The 18,968-nt window shown below is 36.3% G+C and carries 21 protein-coding genes, 1 tRNA gene and 1 other RNA gene; 16 read left to right on the top strand and 7 right to left on the bottom strand.

Annotated features, from left to right (window positions below; translation table 11 throughout):
- The first annotated feature begins 40 nt into the window (after nt 1-40).
- The 13 genes from phnE (at nt 41) to ACTCIM_RS05120 (ending at nt 10,427) form a co-directional block, all read left to right on the top strand.
- Complete coding sequence (phnE, locus tag ACTCIM_RS05060; protein ID WP_472314224.1) at nt 41-898, top strand: phosphonate ABC transporter, permease protein PhnE; 858 nt, start codon at nt 41-43, stop codon at nt 896-898.
- Nucleotides 899-900: 2 nt separating this feature from the next.
- On the top strand, nt 901-1,317 hold the full coding sequence (locus ACTCIM_RS05065) for a phosphonate C-P lyase system protein PhnG (protein WP_029965892.1): 417 nt from the start codon (nt 901-903) through the stop codon (nt 1,315-1,317).
- 15 nt (nt 1,318-1,332) lie between these two features.
- Complete coding sequence (locus tag ACTCIM_RS05070; RefSeq protein ID WP_472314227.1) at nt 1,333-1,869, top strand: phosphonate C-P lyase system protein PhnH; 537 nt, start codon at nt 1,333-1,335, stop codon at nt 1,867-1,869.
- Nucleotides 1,869-2,891: a carbon-phosphorus lyase complex subunit PhnI gene (locus ACTCIM_RS05075; RefSeq protein WP_029965904.1), complete on the top strand. Its 1,023-nt coding sequence runs from the start codon at nt 1,869-1,871 to the stop codon at nt 2,889-2,891. The genes ACTCIM_RS05070 and ACTCIM_RS05075 overlap by 1 nt, the downstream gene beginning before the upstream one ends.
- Nucleotides 2,884-3,735, top strand: coding sequence for an alpha-D-ribose 1-methylphosphonate 5-phosphate C-P-lyase PhnJ (locus ACTCIM_RS05080; RefSeq protein ID WP_029965912.1), 852 nt, complete (start codon nt 2,884-2,886; stop codon nt 3,733-3,735). Before ACTCIM_RS05075 ends, ACTCIM_RS05080 begins: the two co-directional genes overlap by 8 nt.
- Nucleotides 3,707-4,537 (top strand): ATP-binding cassette domain-containing protein, encoded by an 831-nt coding sequence (locus ACTCIM_RS05085; RefSeq protein ID WP_472314230.1) that lies wholly within the window; start codon nt 3,707-3,709, stop codon nt 4,535-4,537. Before ACTCIM_RS05080 ends, ACTCIM_RS05085 begins: the two co-directional genes overlap by 29 nt.
- Before the next feature lie 8 nt (nt 4,538-4,545).
- Complete coding sequence (gene phnL, locus ACTCIM_RS05090) at nt 4,546-5,244, top strand: phosphonate C-P lyase system protein PhnL (protein ID WP_035259857.1); 699 nt, start codon at nt 4,546-4,548, stop codon at nt 5,242-5,244.
- Complete coding sequence (locus ACTCIM_RS05095) at nt 5,237-6,376, top strand: alpha-D-ribose 1-methylphosphonate 5-triphosphate diphosphatase (protein ID WP_029965919.1); 1,140 nt, start codon at nt 5,237-5,239, stop codon at nt 6,374-6,376. Before phnL ends, ACTCIM_RS05095 begins: the two co-directional genes overlap by 8 nt.
- Entirely contained in the window at nt 6,376-6,903 is a 528-nt protein-coding gene (locus tag ACTCIM_RS05100; RefSeq protein ID WP_472314233.1) for a hypothetical protein, read from the top strand. Before ACTCIM_RS05095 ends, ACTCIM_RS05100 begins: the two co-directional genes overlap by 1 nt.
- A 318-nt stretch (nt 6,904-7,221) precedes the next feature.
- Nucleotides 7,222-8,385, top strand: a complete 1,164-nt coding sequence (gene chrA / locus ACTCIM_RS05105) for a chromate efflux transporter (protein WP_029965928.1) — start codon at nt 7,222-7,224, stop codon at nt 8,383-8,385.
- Nucleotides 8,386-8,431: 46 nt separating this feature from the next.
- The gene (locus ACTCIM_RS05110) at nt 8,432-9,442 is read left to right on the top strand and encodes a DUF933 domain-containing protein (RefSeq protein WP_472314235.1); all 1,011 of its coding nucleotides are present in this window, start codon (nt 8,432-8,434) and stop codon (nt 9,440-9,442) included.
- A 12-nt stretch (nt 9,443-9,454) separates the two neighbouring features.
- Nucleotides 9,455-10,195: an RNA methyltransferase gene (locus ACTCIM_RS05115; protein WP_472314236.1), complete on the top strand. Its 741-nt coding sequence runs from the start codon at nt 9,455-9,457 to the stop codon at nt 10,193-10,195.
- Nucleotides 10,196-10,199: 4 nt separating this feature from the next.
- Nucleotides 10,200-10,427, top strand: a complete 228-nt coding sequence (locus ACTCIM_RS05120) for a hypothetical protein (RefSeq protein ID WP_464278428.1) — start codon at nt 10,200-10,202, stop codon at nt 10,425-10,427.
- Here the strand turns inward: ACTCIM_RS05120 and nadB are convergent.
- From nadB to nadC, 3 genes are read right to left on the bottom strand one after another with little or no spacing between them, the layout of a single operon-like run.
- Nucleotides 10,424-11,986 (bottom strand): L-aspartate oxidase, encoded by a 1,563-nt coding sequence (gene nadB / locus ACTCIM_RS05125; protein ID WP_472314238.1) that lies wholly within the window; start codon nt 11,984-11,986, stop codon nt 10,424-10,426. The genes ACTCIM_RS05120 and nadB overlap by 4 nt on opposite strands.
- Nucleotides 11,986-12,996, bottom strand: a complete 1,011-nt coding sequence (gene nadA, locus ACTCIM_RS05130; RefSeq protein WP_472314241.1) for a quinolinate synthase NadA — start codon at nt 12,994-12,996, stop codon at nt 11,986-11,988. The genes nadB and nadA overlap by 1 nt, the downstream gene beginning before the upstream one ends.
- Nucleotides 12,986-13,852, bottom strand: a complete 867-nt coding sequence (gene nadC / locus ACTCIM_RS05135; RefSeq protein ID WP_472314243.1) for a carboxylating nicotinate-nucleotide diphosphorylase — start codon at nt 13,850-13,852, stop codon at nt 12,986-12,988. The genes nadA and nadC overlap by 11 nt, the downstream gene beginning before the upstream one ends.
- A gap of 100 nt (nt 13,853-13,952) precedes the next feature.
- Between nadC and mgtE the strand changes: the two genes are divergently transcribed.
- From mgtE to ACTCIM_RS05150, 3 genes are read left to right on the top strand one after another with little or no spacing between them, the layout of a single operon-like run.
- Nucleotides 13,953-15,272 carry a magnesium transporter gene (gene mgtE, locus ACTCIM_RS05140; RefSeq protein ID WP_472314245.1) on the top strand — a complete coding sequence of 440 codons (1,320 nt, stop codon included), beginning with the start codon at nt 13,953-13,955 and terminating at the stop codon, nt 15,270-15,272.
- 27 nt (nt 15,273-15,299) lie between these two features.
- Nucleotides 15,300-15,905, top strand: a complete 606-nt coding sequence (locus tag ACTCIM_RS05145) for a CDP-alcohol phosphatidyltransferase family protein (RefSeq protein ID WP_464278424.1) — start codon at nt 15,300-15,302, stop codon at nt 15,903-15,905.
- A gap of 27 nt (nt 15,906-15,932) precedes the next feature.
- Nucleotides 15,933-16,772: a pseudouridine synthase gene (locus ACTCIM_RS05150; RefSeq protein ID WP_472314248.1), complete on the top strand. Its 840-nt coding sequence runs from the start codon at nt 15,933-15,935 to the stop codon at nt 16,770-16,772.
- Nucleotides 16,773-16,846: 74 nt separating this feature from the next.
- Here ACTCIM_RS05150 and ffs read toward each other — a convergent pair.
- The 4 genes from ffs to ACTCIM_RS05170 all read right to left on the bottom strand — a co-directional run bounded on the left by ffs (nt 16,847) and on the right by ACTCIM_RS05170 (nt 18,956).
- An RNA gene (ffs, locus tag ACTCIM_RS05155) (signal recognition particle sRNA small type) lies at nt 16,847-16,942 on the bottom strand.
- 16 nt (nt 16,943-16,958) lie between these two features.
- A tRNA-Ser gene (locus ACTCIM_RS05160) sits at nt 16,959-17,052 on the bottom strand.
- 48 nt (nt 17,053-17,100) lie between these two features.
- Nucleotides 17,101-18,054 carry a D-2-hydroxyacid dehydrogenase gene (locus ACTCIM_RS05165; RefSeq protein WP_472314250.1) on the bottom strand — a complete coding sequence of 318 codons (954 nt, stop codon included), beginning with the start codon at nt 18,052-18,054 and terminating at the stop codon, nt 17,101-17,103.
- A 137-nt stretch (nt 18,055-18,191) separates the two neighbouring features.
- Nucleotides 18,192-18,956 carry an SDR family oxidoreductase gene (locus ACTCIM_RS05170; RefSeq protein WP_029965962.1) on the bottom strand — a complete coding sequence of 255 codons (765 nt, stop codon included), beginning with the start codon at nt 18,954-18,956 and terminating at the stop codon, nt 18,192-18,194.
- Between the last annotated feature and the right edge of the window lie 12 nt (nt 18,957-18,968).

Below are 18,968 nucleotides of genomic sequence, written 5' to 3' on the forward strand. Positions count from 1 at the left end.
AGTTATAGAGGACTTTAAAAAACAAAAATTGGATGTCTATATGGATGCTTTACAAATAAAAAAAGAAATTTCTCCTTTAAAGCTAAAGAATGTTGTAATATTTGTTATTTTTTTCCTGGTGCTTGCCTGGTCTTGGCATTCTACAGAAATGGGGTTTTTAAAACTTATAGAGGGATTAGAATCTATTTGGATATATATTAAGGGAAATCCCAACATAAAAAATAGTAGTTTTTTTGATTTAAATTTAAGTCCTTATTATTTAAAAATATACTTTAAAGCTATTGTAGAAACTATCCAGATGGCTTTATTGGCTTTAATTATTTCTATAATAATAGCATTTCCTCTTTCTTTTTTATCTTCTAGGAATTTATTAAATATTATGATTCCAGGTAAAAAGGTAAAAAATATTATTGTAAGGAAATGCATATATTATTTTGCTTTTATTTTAGCTAATATTTTTAGGTCTATCAATGAACTTGTGTGGGCCTTAATTTTTGTTACTGCTGTTGGTTTGGGACCTATGTCTGGAATTTTAGCTTTAGGTATTCATACCGCAGGTGTTTTAGCCAAGCTGTTAGCTGAAGGAAATGAGAATATAGATCCAGCTCCTATAGAAGCTTTAATTTCTACAGGAGCTAGTTTTTTAAAAGTAATAAGATTTGCTGTTTTACCTCAGACTCTTCCTCATTTTGTTTCGATGGTTCTATATCGATTTGAGTCTGATGTTAGATCCGCTTTTGTCCTTGGTTTCGTGGGTGCTGGTGGAATAGGTTTTTATTTGTTTGATGCCATGCGTTCTTTTGATAATGGAAGTGTTTCAACTATTTTGATTATGATAGTAATTACAGTATATATTATTGATAAAATAAGTGCTTATATTAGATATAAGGTGGTATAAATATGAAAAGAGAAGATTTAAACTTTTTTTTACAGTATTGTGATAGGGGTGAGATAAAAAAAGTAATAAAAAATATAAGAGAGAAAGAAAATGTAGAAGTTGTTGTCCCACCAGACCAGGTATTGTTAAACATACCTGTAAAAGATCAGGTTTCTGATATTATTTTTTATGCAGGAGAGGTTTTATTTACTCAATCTTATGTGAAGGTTAATAAAGTTGAAGGATGGTCAATGGTAAAAGATATAGATAATAAGCTCTCTGAGTATATTGCTATTCTGGACTCTTGTTTTGCACAGGGTATATATGTTGAAGAAATAAAAAAATTATTAAAAAATGGAATAGATAATTATAATCTAGTAATAAATAAAGACAGGCAGATAGCTACAAGTACAAAGGTAGACTTTGAAATTATGGTTTAAATATGGAGTGTAAAAATGGATATTGAAAAGATAAATAGAAACAATTTTAGAAGTTTTATGAATGCCTTAGCCTTTCCTGGAAGGTGTTTTGTTATAGAGCCCATTAATAAATCTTATCTTTTATCAGCAATTTCTGTATTTGTGTTCTCAGAGGCAAGTTACTATGTAGATTTAGAAGATAAAAATATCTTAGGTTATGTTGATATTTTAACTAATGGTAAAAAAAGCTCTATTCAAGAAGCTGATTATATTTTTCTAAGTAAAATTGAAAACTTTTATGCTATTCAAGAAGTTAAAATAGGTGATTTTTTAAATCCAGAAAAAAGTGCTGTTGTTTTTTTAGAGACTGGCTATAGTAATAACATAAGATATTGCTTATCTGGTCCTGGAGTTAATGGAAAATTAGATGTCTATTTACCTATAGATTATGAACTTATCAAACTATTTTTAAATAAAAATAAAGATTTTCCCTTGGGTATTGATATGTTTATTTTAACCTTAGAAGGTAAGGTGTTTGGGTTACCAAGAACAATCAACATAGAGGTAGAATAATGGCTTACGTAGCTGCTAAAGGTGGAGAAGAAGCTATAAAACATTCTAGGATAGAATATTTTAAGTTCATTAAAGAAAATAAGAATATTTATCTAATAGATAGGGTGTTAAGTGAAGGTGGGCTCTATTCTGAAAAATTAGTAGATAAGGCTATTATATTAGCAGGAGGAGATTCTTTTTGTTCTTCATTTTATTTAAGAGCACAAAAAACTACTTATAAGAGAATTGGAGATTCTTTTCCTATATCTATTTTAGATTTTAGAGTGATTAGAAGAATTTCTTCTACTTTTAAGGATATACCTGGTGGACAAATATTAGGTCCAACTAACGATTATGTGTTAAAAATTTTAAATAATGATATTTTTAATTTAAAAGAAAATAGAGAAGAACCTTTAAAGTATGAAAGGTTAATAGATAATGAAAAATTAGCTAGTGCTGTAGATTTAATAAAAAATAAAGGATTAATTTTGCCTCTGCAAGTAGAAGAAGAAAAGCCTTTTGATATTACCAGAACTCCTCCTTCCCCGCCTTATCCTCGTTCTGCTGCTTTACAAATAATGTCAAGAGGAGAAACTGGAGGGATGCTCTTATTAGCTTATACCTCTATGAGAGGCTATGGAGATGTTCATCCTACTATAGGTGACTTGAGAGTTGGTTATGTTGGTATTTATTTTAAACATCCACTTACTGGTAAAAAGGTAAAATTAGGAGAAATAAGAGCTACTTCCTGTGAAGTTGTTGGAACTTCAAAAAAAGATGATGAATTTTTTTTCACAGTTGGATATGGTTTTTGTTTTGGCTTTAATGAGACAAAGGCTATTGCTATGGCTGTTTTAGATATTGCTATGAGTTATCCATCTTACACTTTAGATAGTAAGAGTATTGTTCAGAATAAAGAGTTAGTATTGATGCATATAGATAGTATTGAGTCCCTTGGATTTTGCAATCATTATAAATTACCTCATTATGTTACTTTTCATTCTGATCTTAAAGTTGTGGAAAGGAGTAAAAAAGATGAGTAAATATATTAACTATTCTTATTTGGATGAAGACACTAAGAAGGAAATAAGAAGAGCTATAATTAAGGCCATTTCAATACCTGGATATATTGTACCCTTTGCTTCACGAGAAATGCCAATTTCTAGAGGATGGGGGACAGGAGGATTACAAATAACTTTAACTATAATTAAAGAAGAGGATATATTAAAAGTAATTGATCAAGGAAGTGACGATTCTGTTAATGCAGTAATTCTTAGAGAATTTATTAGTTCCTGTTCTTTTTGTAAGACAACAAAAGATACAACTAAAGCCAGTATAATTCAGACTAGACATAGGATTCCAGAAACTCCTACTACAGAAGAGCAAATCTTAGTTTTTCAGGTGCCATATCCAGATGTTTTGGTTACTGTAGAGCCTGATAGCTATATACAAAAAAAATTACATGCTTTTCATGACTATTCTAAGCTATGGATTCTTCTTTTTGATGATATTTTTGCAGTAGGTGATAGTAGATTTACACATAGATATCCTGTTAGAGTTAATGATGGATATGTTATGGATCCATCTCCTATTCCTAGATTTGATATTCCTAAGTTAAATAATAATAAATCTTTGTTATTATTTGGAGCAGGTAGAGAAAAAAAGATATATGCAATACCTCCTTATACAAAAGTTGAACCCCTTAAATTTGAAGATATAGAATTTAAAATAGAGTTATATGAAGAAATAAGATGTGAAAAGTGTGGGGCCAAGGGAGTATTTTTTGATATATTTGAGGATAGTTGTGGTGAAAAACATTATTATTGTAATGATACGGATTTCTGTGAGAGGAATAGATATGCTTATAGAAGTAAAAGAAGTAAGTAAGATATTTGGTAATTCCTGTGGAAGATGTAAAAAATTTACAGGAGCAAATTATAATACCTCTAAATGTCCATATTGTAACAGTATTGTTGCTGTAAATAAAGTTAATTTTTCTTTAAGAGATGGTCAATCTTTAGGGATTGTAGGAGAAAGTGGTAGTGGAAAATCTACCTTACTAAATATTTTATACCTTTTAGAAAATCCAGATGAGGGAAGTATGTTTTTATATGAAGATAATATGTCTTCTCCTAAAAATGCTTTTTGTTTTAATTTATTAGAGCAAAGTAGATATCGAAATTCTTTTGCTTCTATAATTTTTCAAAAAGTAGAAAGAGGGTTAAATTTTCATTTTTCAGCAGGAGCTAATGTAGCTGAAAGAATTATTGGATTTGGTAATAGAAGATTTAACGATATAAAAAAACAAGTTTTAGAATTACTTTCCCAAACTGAAATAGATATCTCTAGGAGTAAAGATTTGCCTATGAAATTTTCAGGAGGACAGCAACAAAGAATTCAGATAGCCAAAGCCTTGGCTAATTCTCCCAGACTTTTGTTATTAGATGAGCCAACTACAGGACTGGATGTCTCTATACAAGCAAAAATTATTGATTTGATTAAAGAACTTAGAGATAAATTTAAATTTTCAATGATTTTAGTATCTCATGATTTAAATGTAATTAAACATTTAACAGAGATAACATCTGTAATGAAAAATGGAGAGATAGTTGAAAAGGGATTGACAGATCAAATTTTAGAAGACCCTCAGCATCCTTATACCCAATTGCTTATAAGTAGTATGTTATAGGAGAGAATATGTTGAAATTAAGAGTTTATAACTTAGAAAAAAAGTTTAAATTACATACTCAGAGAGGTAAGACAATAAAAGTATTGAATTCGATATCTTTTAATCTAAAGCAAGGAGAATTCCTGACAATTATTGGACCGAGTGGAGTTGGAAAATCGACCATCCTTAAGTGTATCTATAGAACCTATAAACCAACTTCTGGAGAAATTATTCTTACTAAAGATAATGGAGAAAACATTAATCTACATTCTATAGAAGATGATGAAATTTTAGAGATTAGAAAAAAAGAGCTAGGATATGTAAGTCAGTTTTTAAGAGTCTTGCCAAGGGTATCTACTTTAAAATTAGTAGCAAAACCTTTATTAGAACTAGGTGTAGCTGAAAAAGAAGCTCGAGAAAGAGCACAAGAGTTATTATTGCTTTTAGGGATAAAAGAAAGTCTTCATGACTTATCTCCTTTAACTTTTTCTGGTGGCGAACAACAAAGAGTAAATATTGCTAGAGCAATCATTGCTCCTAAAAGGTTACTCCTTCTAGATGAGCCAACAGCCTCTTTGGATGAAACGAGAAAAAAGATAGTTATCGATATTTTAAAAAAATTAAGAGAAAAAGATAAGGTAACTATTATTGGTATATTTCATGAGTTTGATTTAATAAAAGATGTTAGTGATAGATTTTTAAAAATAGGGAGTTTCTATAATGAATAGAAAATGTTTTAAGATAAAATCAAAAAGAATCTTAATAAAAGATAGAATTGTTTCAGGCACTATTTGTATTAAAAATAATATTATTGATAGTATATGTGAAAAATACAACCAGGATGTAGATTATGATCTTAAGGATATGCTTATCACTCCTGGGTTTATAGATATGCATTCTGATGCTATAGAAAAAGAAATAGAACCCAGAACAGGGGTGTTTTTCCCTTTAGAAGGATCTATTATTGATTTGGATAGAAAAATTAAGATTTTAGGGATAACTACTGTATTTCATGCAATTGCCTTTGAGACTGAGATACCTGGGAAAATAAGAAGTCATGAGTTTTCTAAAAATATTATAAAAAAAATAAAAGAGTTACATTATGGTTTGGATGTAAATAATTTAATTCATCTAAGATATGATGTCTCTACTTATGAATCTATAGAAATAGTTAAAAGTTTAATAGAGAATGGAGATGTAGATCTTATCTCCATTATGGATCATTCTCCAGGACAAGGACAATTTAAATCTATAGAAGCTTGGAATCATTATTTTTCGTCTAGCTATAAATTGGAATTAGAAGAACTTGAACTATTAAAAAATAAAAAAATGAATAAGAGTGTAGAACATATTTTAAAGGTTATTAAACTGGCAAAAGGGCATAACTTGAAGGTTGCTTCTCACGATGATGATACTTTAGAGAAGTTGGATTTTATTTATAAAGCAGGAATAACTATTTCGGAATTTCCTGTATCTTTAGAAGTAGCTAGAGAAGCTAAGAAAAGAAATATTGCTATAGGTATGGGTGCGCCAAATGTAGTAAGAAATAAAAGTCAATCTGGCAATATTGCGGCTAGAGAACTTATTGATATGGGACTTTGTGATTATCTTTGTTCAGATTATCATCCTTCTTCCTTGCTTAAAGCAGTTTATTTATTGCATAAAGATATGAATATGGATTTAGAACAAGCCTTTTCTTTCATTACTTATAATCCTGCCAGAATTCTTGGACTAAATGATAGAGGGCTAATTGCTCAAGGTAAGAAAGCGGATTTAGTAGCTATTAAAGATAATGATTATCCACCAGAAGTTGTTATGACTATTTGTAATGGAAAAATTGTTTATTCTAAGGATATATAATGAATACAAAGATATTTTTAGTTACTGGCCCTAGTGGTGCGGGTAAAGATACGTTGATTAAATTAGCAAAGGAATATTTAAAAGATAATAAAGAAATTATTTTTTTGAAAAGATATATTACTAGGAAGCCTGATAAAAATGAGGAAAATTATTATTTATCTAGAGAAGCTTTTTTTATTTTAGAGAAAAGTGGATTCTTTTTTACCACCTGGAAAGCTTATAATAATTTGTATGGGATAAGTTTTAACGAAATTTGTTTAAAAAATAAAAAAGTTATTATTTCTATATCTAGAAAAAAAGTAAGTTGCTTTGAAAGGAAATTTAATTATGTACATACATTATATATAACTGAGAGTGTAGAAAAGATAGAAGAAAGACTTAATATGAGAAAGAGAGAACCTGATGATATGATTAAAAAGAGATTGTCCAGGTATAATATTATGCCTGATACTAATAATATTACATTTATATATAATACAAATTTAGATAAATCTTTAAAAAAATTTTTAGATATATTAAAAAGATAATATATTAGAAAGAATTATGGTTAAATATATAATATTTAACTAAGAATATTTAAATATAAATAGGAAGAATTTTTCCTGGATTTGTTATAATTTCTTTAAATTTAGGCAAGCTTTTTTGTTATATTTGAATTTATTTGCTGAAATAGCTTGCCTAAATTTCAGCGAGTCTAAAGATAGTGTCTTATTTCTCCCCATTTCCAACATAGACAGCCCAGTGAATTTTCATTATCTAGGCACAGGTTGACTAAAGACAAGAGGTTCATTGATAGACCTTTTGGCTCTAAGCATGCTAACTTCTTTGTATTAAATGAAAAAATAATGAACCCCCAAAATATACCTTACAGGAAACTGTTTTTTTCTTTTTTAAAATTAGGACTTACTGCCTTTGGTGGTCCAGCTATGGTAGCTTATATCAAAGAGCTTGCAGTAAATAAAAATAAGTGGCTAACAGGCCAATGTTTTCAAAATGGTGTTGCTATTTGTCAGTCTATACCTGGAGCTACTGCCATGCAAATGGCTGCTTATGTTGGATTGAGAACTAGAGGAGTTTTAGGCGCACTCTGTACCTATATAGGCTTTGGGTTACCTGCCTTTTTATTGATGCTTGTTTTTAGCACTTTATATCAACGCTTTGCAAATGTAAATTTTGTGATGTCCCTTTTTAATGGCCTTCAACTTATTGTCATTGCCATTGTAGCTAATGCAACCTTAAGTTTTGCCAAAAATATTTTAAAGACTTGGGCTGATATAGTGTTTACTATATTGGCTGCTACATTTTTACTATTTAATGGCAATCCTATTTTAGCTATTTTAGGATGTGCTGTCCTGGGAGTTTTTATATACTCAAAGAATAGTTATGAAAAAATTAATGCTCAGGAGGTTTCGTTAAAGTCTAAAAAAAATTCAGCTGGCTCTTTTGCTCTTTTGTTTATTTTTTTGCTGGGACTACTTTTACTTTTCTTGTTTGATAGAAAATTATTTAAGTTGGCTTATCTTATGGCCAGAATTGATTTGTTTGCCTTTGGAGGAGGATATGCTTCTTTACCCTTAATGTTTCATGAAGTTGTTAAACATATGCATTGGCTAAGCAGCAAGGTTTTTATGGATGGAATTGCTTTAGGACAGGTTACTCCAGGACCTATAGTTATAACTTCCACTTTTGTTGGATATTTGTGTTTTGGTATTATTGGTGCTCTTGTTGCTACTATTAGTATGTTTAGTCCTTCCCTGATAGTTTTAACTTTTACTGTTCCCTATTTTGATAAAATTCAACATAATGTTTATTTTAAAAGGGCTCTTAATGGAGTTTTGGTATCTTTTGTTGGTTTACTACTTGCAGTTACTGTTAAATTTTCTTTTGCTGTAGATTGGAGCTTGTATAAACTACTTATAACGATATTGTCCTTTATTGCCCTGTATCGCAAGGTGGATATTCTTTGGGTAGTAATGGCAGGAGCTATTATTTCTATTTTTACTTTATAGATGTTAATACCCATTTGTATAATGGGTTTTATTCTAGGGAGGTAATATGAAAACCGCTATTTTAGGCTTTGCTGGCAGTGGAAAAACAGATCTTTTTGGGGCTTTGGCTGGCCCAGGCAGTGAAAATTTAAACCGAGCCATGGTAAAGGTGCCTGAGCCTCGTTTGGACCCTTTGGCTGCTCTTTTTAATCCCAAAAAGATTACTTATACAGAAATAGAATATGTGGATATTCCCGGTGGTGGAGGCAAGGGAGAGGGCCTGGGCAATAGATTGCTAAATGAAATCAGGGCCTTTGACTGTTTACTGGCTGTACTGGATGGCTTTTCTGGAGTAAATGAGCCCAAAAATCAGTGGCAGGCTATTGAGACGGATTTTTTGATTGCAGACCTGGCTGTGGTGGAAAAAAAGCTGGAAAAGATGGCCATAGACAAGAAAAAAGCCAAGGGTTTAGTAGACCCCAAGGAAGAAGCCTTGCTGGAACAGGTAAAAGCAACTTTGGAAGCTGAAACACCTTTGCGAGAAGTGGAAGAACTGGCTTTAGCTCCTGAACTTCGAGGTTATTGTTTTTTAAGTGCCAAGCCCATTTTGTATGCCTGGAATGTATCTGAAAACAAGTTAAGTTCTTATTCTTTACCAGAAGGCAAACCCAGACAGGAGCACATCCTGGTTTCTGCCAAATTAGAAAAAGAAATGGCTGAATTAAGTGACCCAGAAGAACTGCAGATGTTTATGGAAGATTTGGGAATTAAGGAATCTGCTTTGGCTAGGGTGATTAGAAAAACCTATGAGCTTTTAAATTTAATTACCTTTTTAACGGCTGGTGAAAAGGAAGTAAGGGCTTGGCCCTTGCGTAAGGGGAGTAAAGCACCTGAAGCTGCTGGAGTTATTCATTCAGACTTACAAAAGGGATTTATTCGTGCTGAAGTTTTGTCCTGGGCAGATTTTGAAAAGTATGGGGATTTTAAATTGGCCAAAGAAAAGGGAGCCTTACGTCTGGAAGGCAAGGATTATATAGTTGAGGATGGAGATATCATAACCTTTCGCTTTAATGTCTAAATGAGTAATTTGGTGTTAGAAAATCTCAGTGTAATTCTGGTGCGGCCCAAATTTTCGGAAAACATAGGCTCTGTAGCAAGGGCCTGTGCCAATATGGGCTGCCCCAATTTATATCTGGTAAATCCCCTTAATTTTGACCTGGAAAAGGCCTTGCCTTTAGCTACTCCCAAAGGGAAAAGAATCTTAGAGGGCATTGCCCTTTATTCTTCTCTGGAAGAAGCGCTTAAAAACTTTAATTTAAGTGTGGCCACCACTGCTAGAATTGGGGGATGGCGCAAAAATATCTTGCTTCCAGAAGAAGCTGCTCAAGAGATTAAGGAGATGGTATATTTAAAGGGTAGGGTAGCTTTGGTCTTTGGTTCAGAGGACAAGGGCCTTACCAATGAAGAAATATCCCTTTGTTCCAGGCTGGTTTCCATACCTACTATGCCAGAAGCCTGGTCCTTAAACCTGGCCCAGGCAGTTATGATTTTGCTTTATGAGTGTTTTAAGCAATTATCTTCCCGCAAAATAAGACCCATTCACGACAAAAATCTCAAACTGGCCTCGCAAAAGGATTTGCAGGTACTTTTTGACAATCTAAAGGAAACTTTATTGGCCATTGATTTTTTGCATGCAGATAATAATCCAGACTACTTTATGCTGCCGGTAAAAAGGTTTTTTAACCGGGTGAAATTAAGGAAAAATGAATATAACCTGTTTATGGGGATTTGCAGGCAGATTAAGTGGTTAAAAAGTAAGGTAAAAGAATAGCTTTATGCTTGTTGTTAGATGTTCAGGTTGTAAGAAAAAGCTTTTTAAATATTACAAAATAGGTCCTGGTGAAGTCCTTAGGTGTCATAAAGCTAGAATAAAGAAAGTATATGGATTTGTGCAAAGAGAGGGTAAGATTTACTGCTCTTGTGGGCAGGTAATAGGTCTGGATAAGGGAACATTTTACAAAATGGTGGCTAAAGGGTTTACCTATTCTGGGACCAAGGATTAGTCTTTACGAAAATGGCATCCTTGGCTGGTTTTGTTTTTTAAGGCTGCCCGGGTAATAATATAGGCACTCTGGCAGGCGTGATAAAGCTTTACCAGGTCCGCACTTAATTCTGTTTCTCTATAAAAGTCGTGTAATCTTTTGTTTAAGAGTTGTAGTTCTTCAAAGGCTCGCTTTAATCTGGCTTTACTTCGAATAATCCCCACATAGTTCCACATGGTATGTTTGATAGTGCTCCAGTCCTGTTTTAAGAGGGCAGGGTCAGTTGGTTCTGGGTTTTGGGGATATTCCCAATCTGGAATAGAAGCTAAAAGCGCTTTGCGCAGTTTGGTTTTACCCTGTAAGGCCTTTTGAATGGACCTGGCACTTCTATAACCCCAGATAAGGGCTTCCAGTAAGGAGGTGCTGGCCAGTCTATTGGCTCCGTGTAAGCCAGTACAACTACACTCTCCAGCAGCATAGAGGCGTTTTAAAGTGGTTTGGCCTTGATGGTTGACCAGAATTCCACCGCAAAAATAATGAGCTGCTGGCACTACAGGGATAAGTTCCTTCTGGATCTGGATGCCTTCTTGTACACATTGTTGATAAATGGTGGGAAAGCGTTCAGGAAAATTTTTTACCCTGGAAATATTTAAGAACACATGTTCCTGATTGTGTTTTAACATTTCTTCCCAGATTGCCCTGGTTACGATGTCTCGGGGCGCTAAATCCTTTTGGGGGTGATATTCCTGCATAAAGGGATTGCCCTGGTGATTGACCAGAAAGGCACCTTCTCCCCTTACTGCCTCAGAAATTAAGAATTTTCTAGGAGCCAGGTGAAAAAGAGAAGTGGGATGAAATTGAATGTATTCCAGGTTTAACAAGCGGCAACCAGCCCGATAGGCCATGGACAGGCCAGAACCTATACTGCTTAGGGAATTGGTGGAGTGTAAGAAAATCTGTCCTAATCCCCCTGTAGCCAGAAGGGTATATTCAGCCAAAAAGGGAAGAACCACTTTATTTTTTTTATCCAGGACATAAGCACCTAAGCACTGGTTTTCCAGGTGATACTTAAATTCCAGGCGAGTAGAGTGGTGATGACTGGTAAGCAGGTCAATGGCCAGGTGTTGAGGATATATTTTTACGCTTTCTAGCTTGCTTACTTCCTGGATTAGTTTGTCCATTATGGCTTTACCAGTAAAGTCCTTGCAGAAAAGAATGCGAGGTAAAGAATGAGCTCCTTCTTTGGTCAGTAGGAGTTTTTTACCTTCCCTGGCAAAGGGTATATCTAGTTGTTTTAAAAGGATATCTTCAACCAGTTGAGGTCCTTGAAGTGCTGTTAATTTAACAGCTTTTTTATAGTTTAATTTACATCCTGCTTGAAAAATATCCTGTTCTAAGCTTTGGGGGTCGCCTTGAGGATTTTTATAAACGATTCCACCCTGAGCTAGGTAAGAGTTGCCTTCGCCTAGGTCTTCTTCAGTAAGAAGATTTACTGTAAAACCAGCCTTACCCAGGATAAGGGCAGCAGTAAGACCTGCCAGGCCACTGCCTATAATTAAGACCTCGCTTTTAGGGCTCATTAAGAGCAAACCTCAAACATGGTTGTCAGGGCCTTTTTAGCCCAGGTGCTCAATTTTTCTGAGACAGTAATTTCTTTAGCAGCAGGAAAATGTTCTAAGGTCTCTAGGACCTGTTCCAGCCTGGTTCTGGCCATGTTAGAACAACATACTGGGTAGAGGGACAAAACTTCTTTTTGCCCTTGATAAGTTTTTTGCAGCCTTTTTACCAGGTTTTCTTCTGTGCCCACATAGATTTTTGAGCCAGCAGGAGCGTTTTTTACATACTTAATGATAAAAGAAGTGGAGCCATTGGCATCGCTTAAACTTACGACTTCAGGAGAGCATTCAGGGTGAACAACAATCCTGGCCTGGGAATCCTTTTGGCGAATCTGGATAAGATGTTTGGGTTTGTACTTAAAGTGTACTGCGCACACTCCAGGCCAGAGTAAAAGTTTTTTAGAAGCTATGTTTTTTAAATTTTCCAAGTTGGTTAGAGAGATGGTAGCCATATCTTTAGCGCTTAGTCCCAAGGATTTTCCTGTGTTTTGCCCCAGGTTTTTATCAGGTAAAAACAATACCAAATCACCTTGTTCCAAAGCCCAGCTAAGCATTTGCCTGGCATTGGCAGAAGTACAGGTGCTACCTCCCAGCCTCCCGCAGAGGGCTTTTATTTCTGCTGTGGAATTTACATAAGTAAGAGGAATTACCTTTTTCCCCAGGGAAGTGAGTTCTTCCACTACCTTTTGAACTAAAAAGATGGGAGCAGTATTGGCCATGACGCAGCCAGCCTGAGGCTCAGGCATAAAGACCTTTTGTCCTTTTGCAGCCAGAATAGCTGCTGTTTCTCCCATAAAGTGGACTCCGCAAAAGATTAAATACCTGGCAGTTAAGTAGGGAATTTTTTGAGCCAGTTCTAGAGAATCTCCTGTGAGGTCTGCAATCTCTACTATTTCCTGGGCCTGATAGTGATGGGCCAGTATGGCTACTTGCGTGCCAAGCTTTTCCTTGAGTTGTAAAATTTTATTTTTCATTTTTTCCCTCTATCTTTAAACTGAGATCCAAAGCTGGGGCAGAATGGGTTAATTTGCCTACAGAAATATAGGTGGGTTTTAACCGGGCATACGCCTCTATGTTGTTAAGGTCTATATTGCCACTTATTTCTGTCTCAATATGAGAAGGAATAAGGGCCAGACACTCTTTAGCTTGCTTCAGGGACATGTTGTCCAGCATAATTCTGTCCACCTGGGCTTTAATGGCTGCTTTTACTTCTTCTAAGGTCCCACATTCTACCTCAATGGGTGGGCAGGGATTAAGTTGGGTTCTCAAAGTTTTTACTGCTTCTTGCAGGTGAGGAAAGGCTGCCAGATGATTGTCTTTAAGCATAATCATCTCGGATAAGTTCAGGCGGTGATTTTTCCCTCCCCCTACTTGTACAGCATATTTTTCTAAATAACGCATCCCGGGTAGAGTTTTTCTGGTGTCCAAAAGGGTTACACCATAAGGTTTGGTCTTTTCCACATATTTGCTGGTTAAGGTGGCTATGCCTGAAAGGTGGCTTAAAAAATTTAAAAAAATCCTTTCTGCTCTTAATAGGTCTCTGGTTTTTCCCTGGATTTTGGCAATGACTTGTCTGGGCTTAACTCTGGCTCCTTCGTGGACCAAAAGAGTAATTTTTAAGGAAAGTTTGAACTTTTCTTGAATTAAGTTTAAAAGGGGTAGTCCAGCAATAAGGCCATGGGCCTTGGCTATCAACTTGGCTGAAGAGGTGTGGTCTGAAGGAAAAATTAGGCTACTTGGGTCTTCACCATCTTCTTGCCAAGCCAGGTCAATAAGATTAAGTAGCAGAGGCTTTGTTTGAGGGGGGAAGTAAGTAGAGAAGTTATCCATGGTTGGAAGTCTGGGTAAAGAAACTTTGAAGACTCGTCAATAGGGAAAGAATCCCTTTATCTGGAGTTTTTTATTTTTGGCCTAATAAAAGGAGGCCCTGATGAAAAATAAAAAGATGAATTACAAAAAAGTAAAATGGCCCAAGGCCAGTATTGACAATCTGCATCCTGCAGATGCTGCAGATAAGTTAGAAGAACTTTCTCTGGAAGAGCAGCAGGCCTTTATTCGTTCTCAACCTCTGGAAGTGAGTGCTGAATCTATTACTGAAATGGAAAAGCATGAAAGGGTGGCTCTAATGTCCACCTTGCCTCCTGCCTTTGCTGCTGACCTGTTGGAGGAAATGGCTCCTGACGATGCTACGGATATTTTAAGTGAATTACCTAAGGATATTCGGGATAAAATTTTAAAGTATATAGAAAAAGAAGATGCAGTTCGCATTAAACATCTTTTAAAATTTGACCCTGATAGTGCTGGTGGCGTGATGAATACTGAGATTTTGGTCCTGGATCAAAATCTCAGTGTTGAACAGGCCATTAAATTGATTAGAGAAAATGCAGAAGAGATAGAAATTCCCTATTATGCTTATATCGTGGATGAATTTAGACACTTAAAAGGAGTATTGTCTTTAAGAGACTTGTTTTTGGCTCCAGGCAATAAGACTTTAAAATCTTTGTTAAAGGACCAGCACCTTATTTTTGTTACCTATGACCAGGACAAGGAAGAGGTGGCCAAACTTCTTAGTCGTTATGACCTTTTGGCCATTCCAGTAGTAGACCATGAGATGCGGCTTTTGGGTATTGTAACTGCAGACGATGTTATTGATATTATTCAAGAAGAAGCCAGTGAAGACATGCAGACCATGGTGGGTGCTGGTTCAGATGAAACCCTTTATACCCCCTGGTTTTACTCAGTAAAAAAAAGACTGCCCTGGTTGATTATCAATGTGTTTAACTCTGCCATTTCTGCCTATGTGGTGCATCTTTTTGAAGGTTCCATTACTCAAATGGCGATTTTGGCAGTGTTGATGCCCATAGTGGCCAATCAAGCCGGAAATACAGGCCAACAATCCCTGGCAGTAATGATTAGACAGTTAGCTCTGGAAACCTTTGACCCCAAAAGATTTTGGAAGGCAGTGGCCAGGGAAGCCAAAATTGCCCTGGTTAATGGGATTTTGATTGCCCTTATGGTCTATACAGGTATTTATCTGTGGACCCAAAATAGGGAGTTGGGTTTGGTTATGGCTTTAGCCTTGTTGCTGGATATGGTTTTAGGGGCAGTAGCTGGAGCTTCCATTCCTTTGATCTTAAGGGCCCTGGGACGAGACCCGGCCCAGGCGTCTTCTATCTTTTTGACTACCCTGACGGACAGTGCAGGCTTTTTTACCTTTTTAGGTCTTGCTTCTTTGTTTTTGTTGAATTAAAAGATAGAATAAATTAAGGAGGTTAACATGGATTGGAAAAAATGTCCTTTGACCGATAGGTACTATGAAATAGTTAAAAAGGTATTTGGTAGTTGGCTAAACTCTCAAAAAATTACTCCCGGCCAGCTTACTTTTAGTGGCTTTGTCCTGGCCCTGCTTGTCCCTTTGGGGTTTTATGTACATGCTTTCTGGGGAGTGGTTTTAATTGGCCTTTCTGGACTGGCTGATACTTTAGATGGCCTTGTAGCCAGAGAGCAAAATAAGGTAAGTCCCAAGGGGGCTTTTTGGGATTCTTCTCTGGATAGAATAAGCGACCTTTTTTATTTACTGGGTTTTTATGTCTTAAGTACGCAGAGTGTTTGGTATAAGGAAGCTGGAGTAATGCTTTTTCTGGCTGTGGGCTTTTCCTTTTTGATTAGTTATCTTAAGGCTAGAGCCCAGTCTCTGGGAAAGATTTGTGAGTCCGGGCTTATGGATAGAGTCTCCAGAACAGTTTTTCTATTGGTATGGGGACTGCTTTTGGCCCTATTTGGTTTTAGGGAAGGCCTTTTCTTTATAGGTCTGGTTGTATATGTATTTTTAACTTTGTTTACGGTGATACAACGCTTTATAGAAGTTAATAAGCAGTTTTAACTCTAAGCCCCTAAAGGGGCTTTTTTTATGTCTAAAAAAGTTTTTATTTATCCTTTTACAGAGCAAGAAGCAATTACTTTAAGTAAGTTTTTGGCCAGATTTTTTAGTAGGCGTCAGGCCAAGGATTTAATTCGTTCAGGTAAAGTACTGGTCCAATCTCAAAAGATAAAAAAGACTTCTTGGCTGTTACAACCAGGAGATAGGGTAGAGGTAAGAGAAGAGGATATTTCTCTAAAATTTTCAATTAGAATTTTAAAACAAAAAGATTCTTTTTGGGCCTTAGATAAACCCTCCTTTTTACATTCTATCAGGGGAAAAGAAAAAAGTAGTTTAGAAGATTGGTTAAAATACAAAGGCTTACCCTTAATTCTTTTAAATAGATTGGATTATTTAACTTCAGGCATTGTTTTAGCTACAGATAAGGTTGAAAGGGAAATTGAATACAAGAAGTGGCAAAATCAGGGTCAGGTGGAAAAGTTTTACTTAGTAAGGGTTAAGGGAAAGATAGAAAAGCCCTTAGTGGCCAAAAGGGGTTTAGAAGTAAGTAAGAGAAAAAAAGTAAAGGTATTGGAAGAGGAAGAAAAAGACCCTTTAAGATATTCCTGGGTTTATCCTCTTAGTTGGGATTTAAACTCTTCTTTGTTGGTGGTGAAAATTTTAAAGGGTAAAAGGCATCAGATTAGAGCCCACCTGGCTGGTTTGGGTTTTCCTATCCTGGGAGACCCTCTTTATGGCCAGGAAAAGGCTGATTGTTTATTTTTACACCACTTTTATTTGCGCTTTCCTGGCTGGGAGGTCCTATCCTGGCCCAGATGGTTAAAAGAACCTGAACTTGCCCTGGTAAAATCCAGGTTGACCACCTTATAATCAGGTTTTTGGTTGATATTTTAGGGAGTTAAAGAAAGTTTGTTCAAAATAAAAAAAGGCGCTAATTAGCGCCTTTTTTAGGGAAACCAGGCACCCAAGGACAACTACTACCGCTGCTCCCTCTCGGGCCTGACGGGGTTTGTAGCGTCCTTGCCGCCTGGCTCCCCTTTATTCTCTTTTTTTTGCTGGCGGAGAGGGAGGGATTCGAACCCTCGGTACCGGTTTTGCCGGTACACACGATTTCCAATCGTGCTCCTTCGGCCATCTCGGACACCTCTCCGGGCCAGAAGAAAACCTCTTTAGCTAAAAATGTTTAATTAGGCAAGAGTTAAACCACCCTATTTTTCACTTTTCCCTGTAAAAAGGAACGCAAATTATCTACAGCAATGTCTAATAGCCTTTGTCTGGCTTCTTTAGTAGCCCAGGCAATATGAGGGGTTAGGTGTAAGTTGGGGCAGTTAAAAAAGGGATGATTGGCAGGAGGTGGCTCCTGGCTCAAGACATCTACGCCTGCTCCAGCGATTTGCCCTTCTTTTAAGGCCTTAACCAGAGCCTGCTCATCTACCAGTTGTCCCCGACTACAGTTGATCAGGTAAGCACTTGGTTTCATAGCCTTTAAAAAGTCTTCGTTGACCAGGTTTTCTGTTTCTTTGGTCAAGGGGCAGTTTAGGGAAATGACATCACTTTGGGTAATTAATTCTTCTAAAGAAACCAGTTTTACATATTCAGGCACTTCTTTGGGTATGCTTCTGGTTTTTACCAGAATATTCATCCCAAAGGCCTGGCCAATTCTAGCCACTTCTCTTCCAATTTGCCCAAAACCAATTATTCCCAGGGTCTTGCCACTTAGTTCGACCAGAGGGTACTTCCAATAACAAAAATCTAGAGCCCTGGACCACTCTCCCTCAATTACACTTAAGTGATGGGCATAAACCCGGTTGGTTAATTCCAGGATGTGGGCAAAGACCATCTGGGCAACAGTTTTGGGCCCATAGCCAGGTACATTGGTGACCACAATCCCTTTTTCCTGGCAGTAATCCACATCTACCACATTATAACCTGTGGCCAGTACGCCAATGTATTTTACCTGAGGCAGGTGTTGAAGGTTTTCTCGGTCCAGAATGGTTTTGTTGGTGATTAAAATGGGGGCATCTTTGGCCCTTTCTACCACCTGGTCTTTGGGGGTTCGGTCATAGATAGCTACTTCTCCCAGAGTTTTTAACTCTTCCCAGCTTAAATCACCTGGGTTTAAGGTATAGCCATCAAGGACTACTATCTTCATCCTGTTGCTCCTTTTGTTTGCCCAACTGACAAGATTTGGCTGGGCCTCAAGTGGGAATTCCCAGCTTAGAGCCAAACTTGATTAACAAAATCCAGATAATGAGAAAAATTATTAAAAGGATTAAATCTCCACTCATCTTATAGCCCTAAAATGTTATACCCAGCATCCACAAAAATTACCTCACCTGTAACTCCAGAAGATAGGTCTGAAGCCAGGTACAGAGCGGTTTTGGCCACATCTTCTTGAGTTATGTTGCGTCCCAGGGGAGCTTTTTCTTCAATGGTTTTAAGAATGGTTTTAAAACCACTAATGCCAGAAGCAGCCAGGGTTTTTATGGGGCCAGCGCTAATGGCATTAATACGAATATTTTTGGCACCCAAATCAACTGCCAGGTAGCGCACACTGGCCTCTAAAGCAGCCTTGGCCACTCCCATTACATTGTAATTGGGTACTGCCTTTTCTGAACCATAATAGGTCATGGTAAGAACAGAGCCACCAGGATTAAGCAACTCTTCAAAATCCTGGCAGAGTTTTACCAGAGAGTAGGCTGAGATATCCAGGGCAATTTGAAAGCCTTTTCTGGAAGTTTCAATAAAGCGACCCTGTAAGTCTTCCCTTTGAGCAAAGGCTACTGAGTGAACCAGGATGTCAAAATTGCCCCATTTTTCAACCACTATTTCTTTGGCTGCCAGGATGTCTTCGTCTTTGCTAACATCGCAGGGAAAAATAAAATCTCCTCCCAGTTGTTCACTAATAGGCTCTACTCTTTTTTTCAGGGCTTCTCCCAGATAACTAAAGGCTAGTTTTGCTCCCTGTTCTTTAAAAATTTTGCTTATCCCGTAAGCAATGGAGCGTTCATTGGCCACACCAAAAATTAGGGCTTTTTTATCTTTTAACAACATAGTGAAAACTCC

The organism is Desulfonauticus sp. (genome assembly GCF_055126295.1).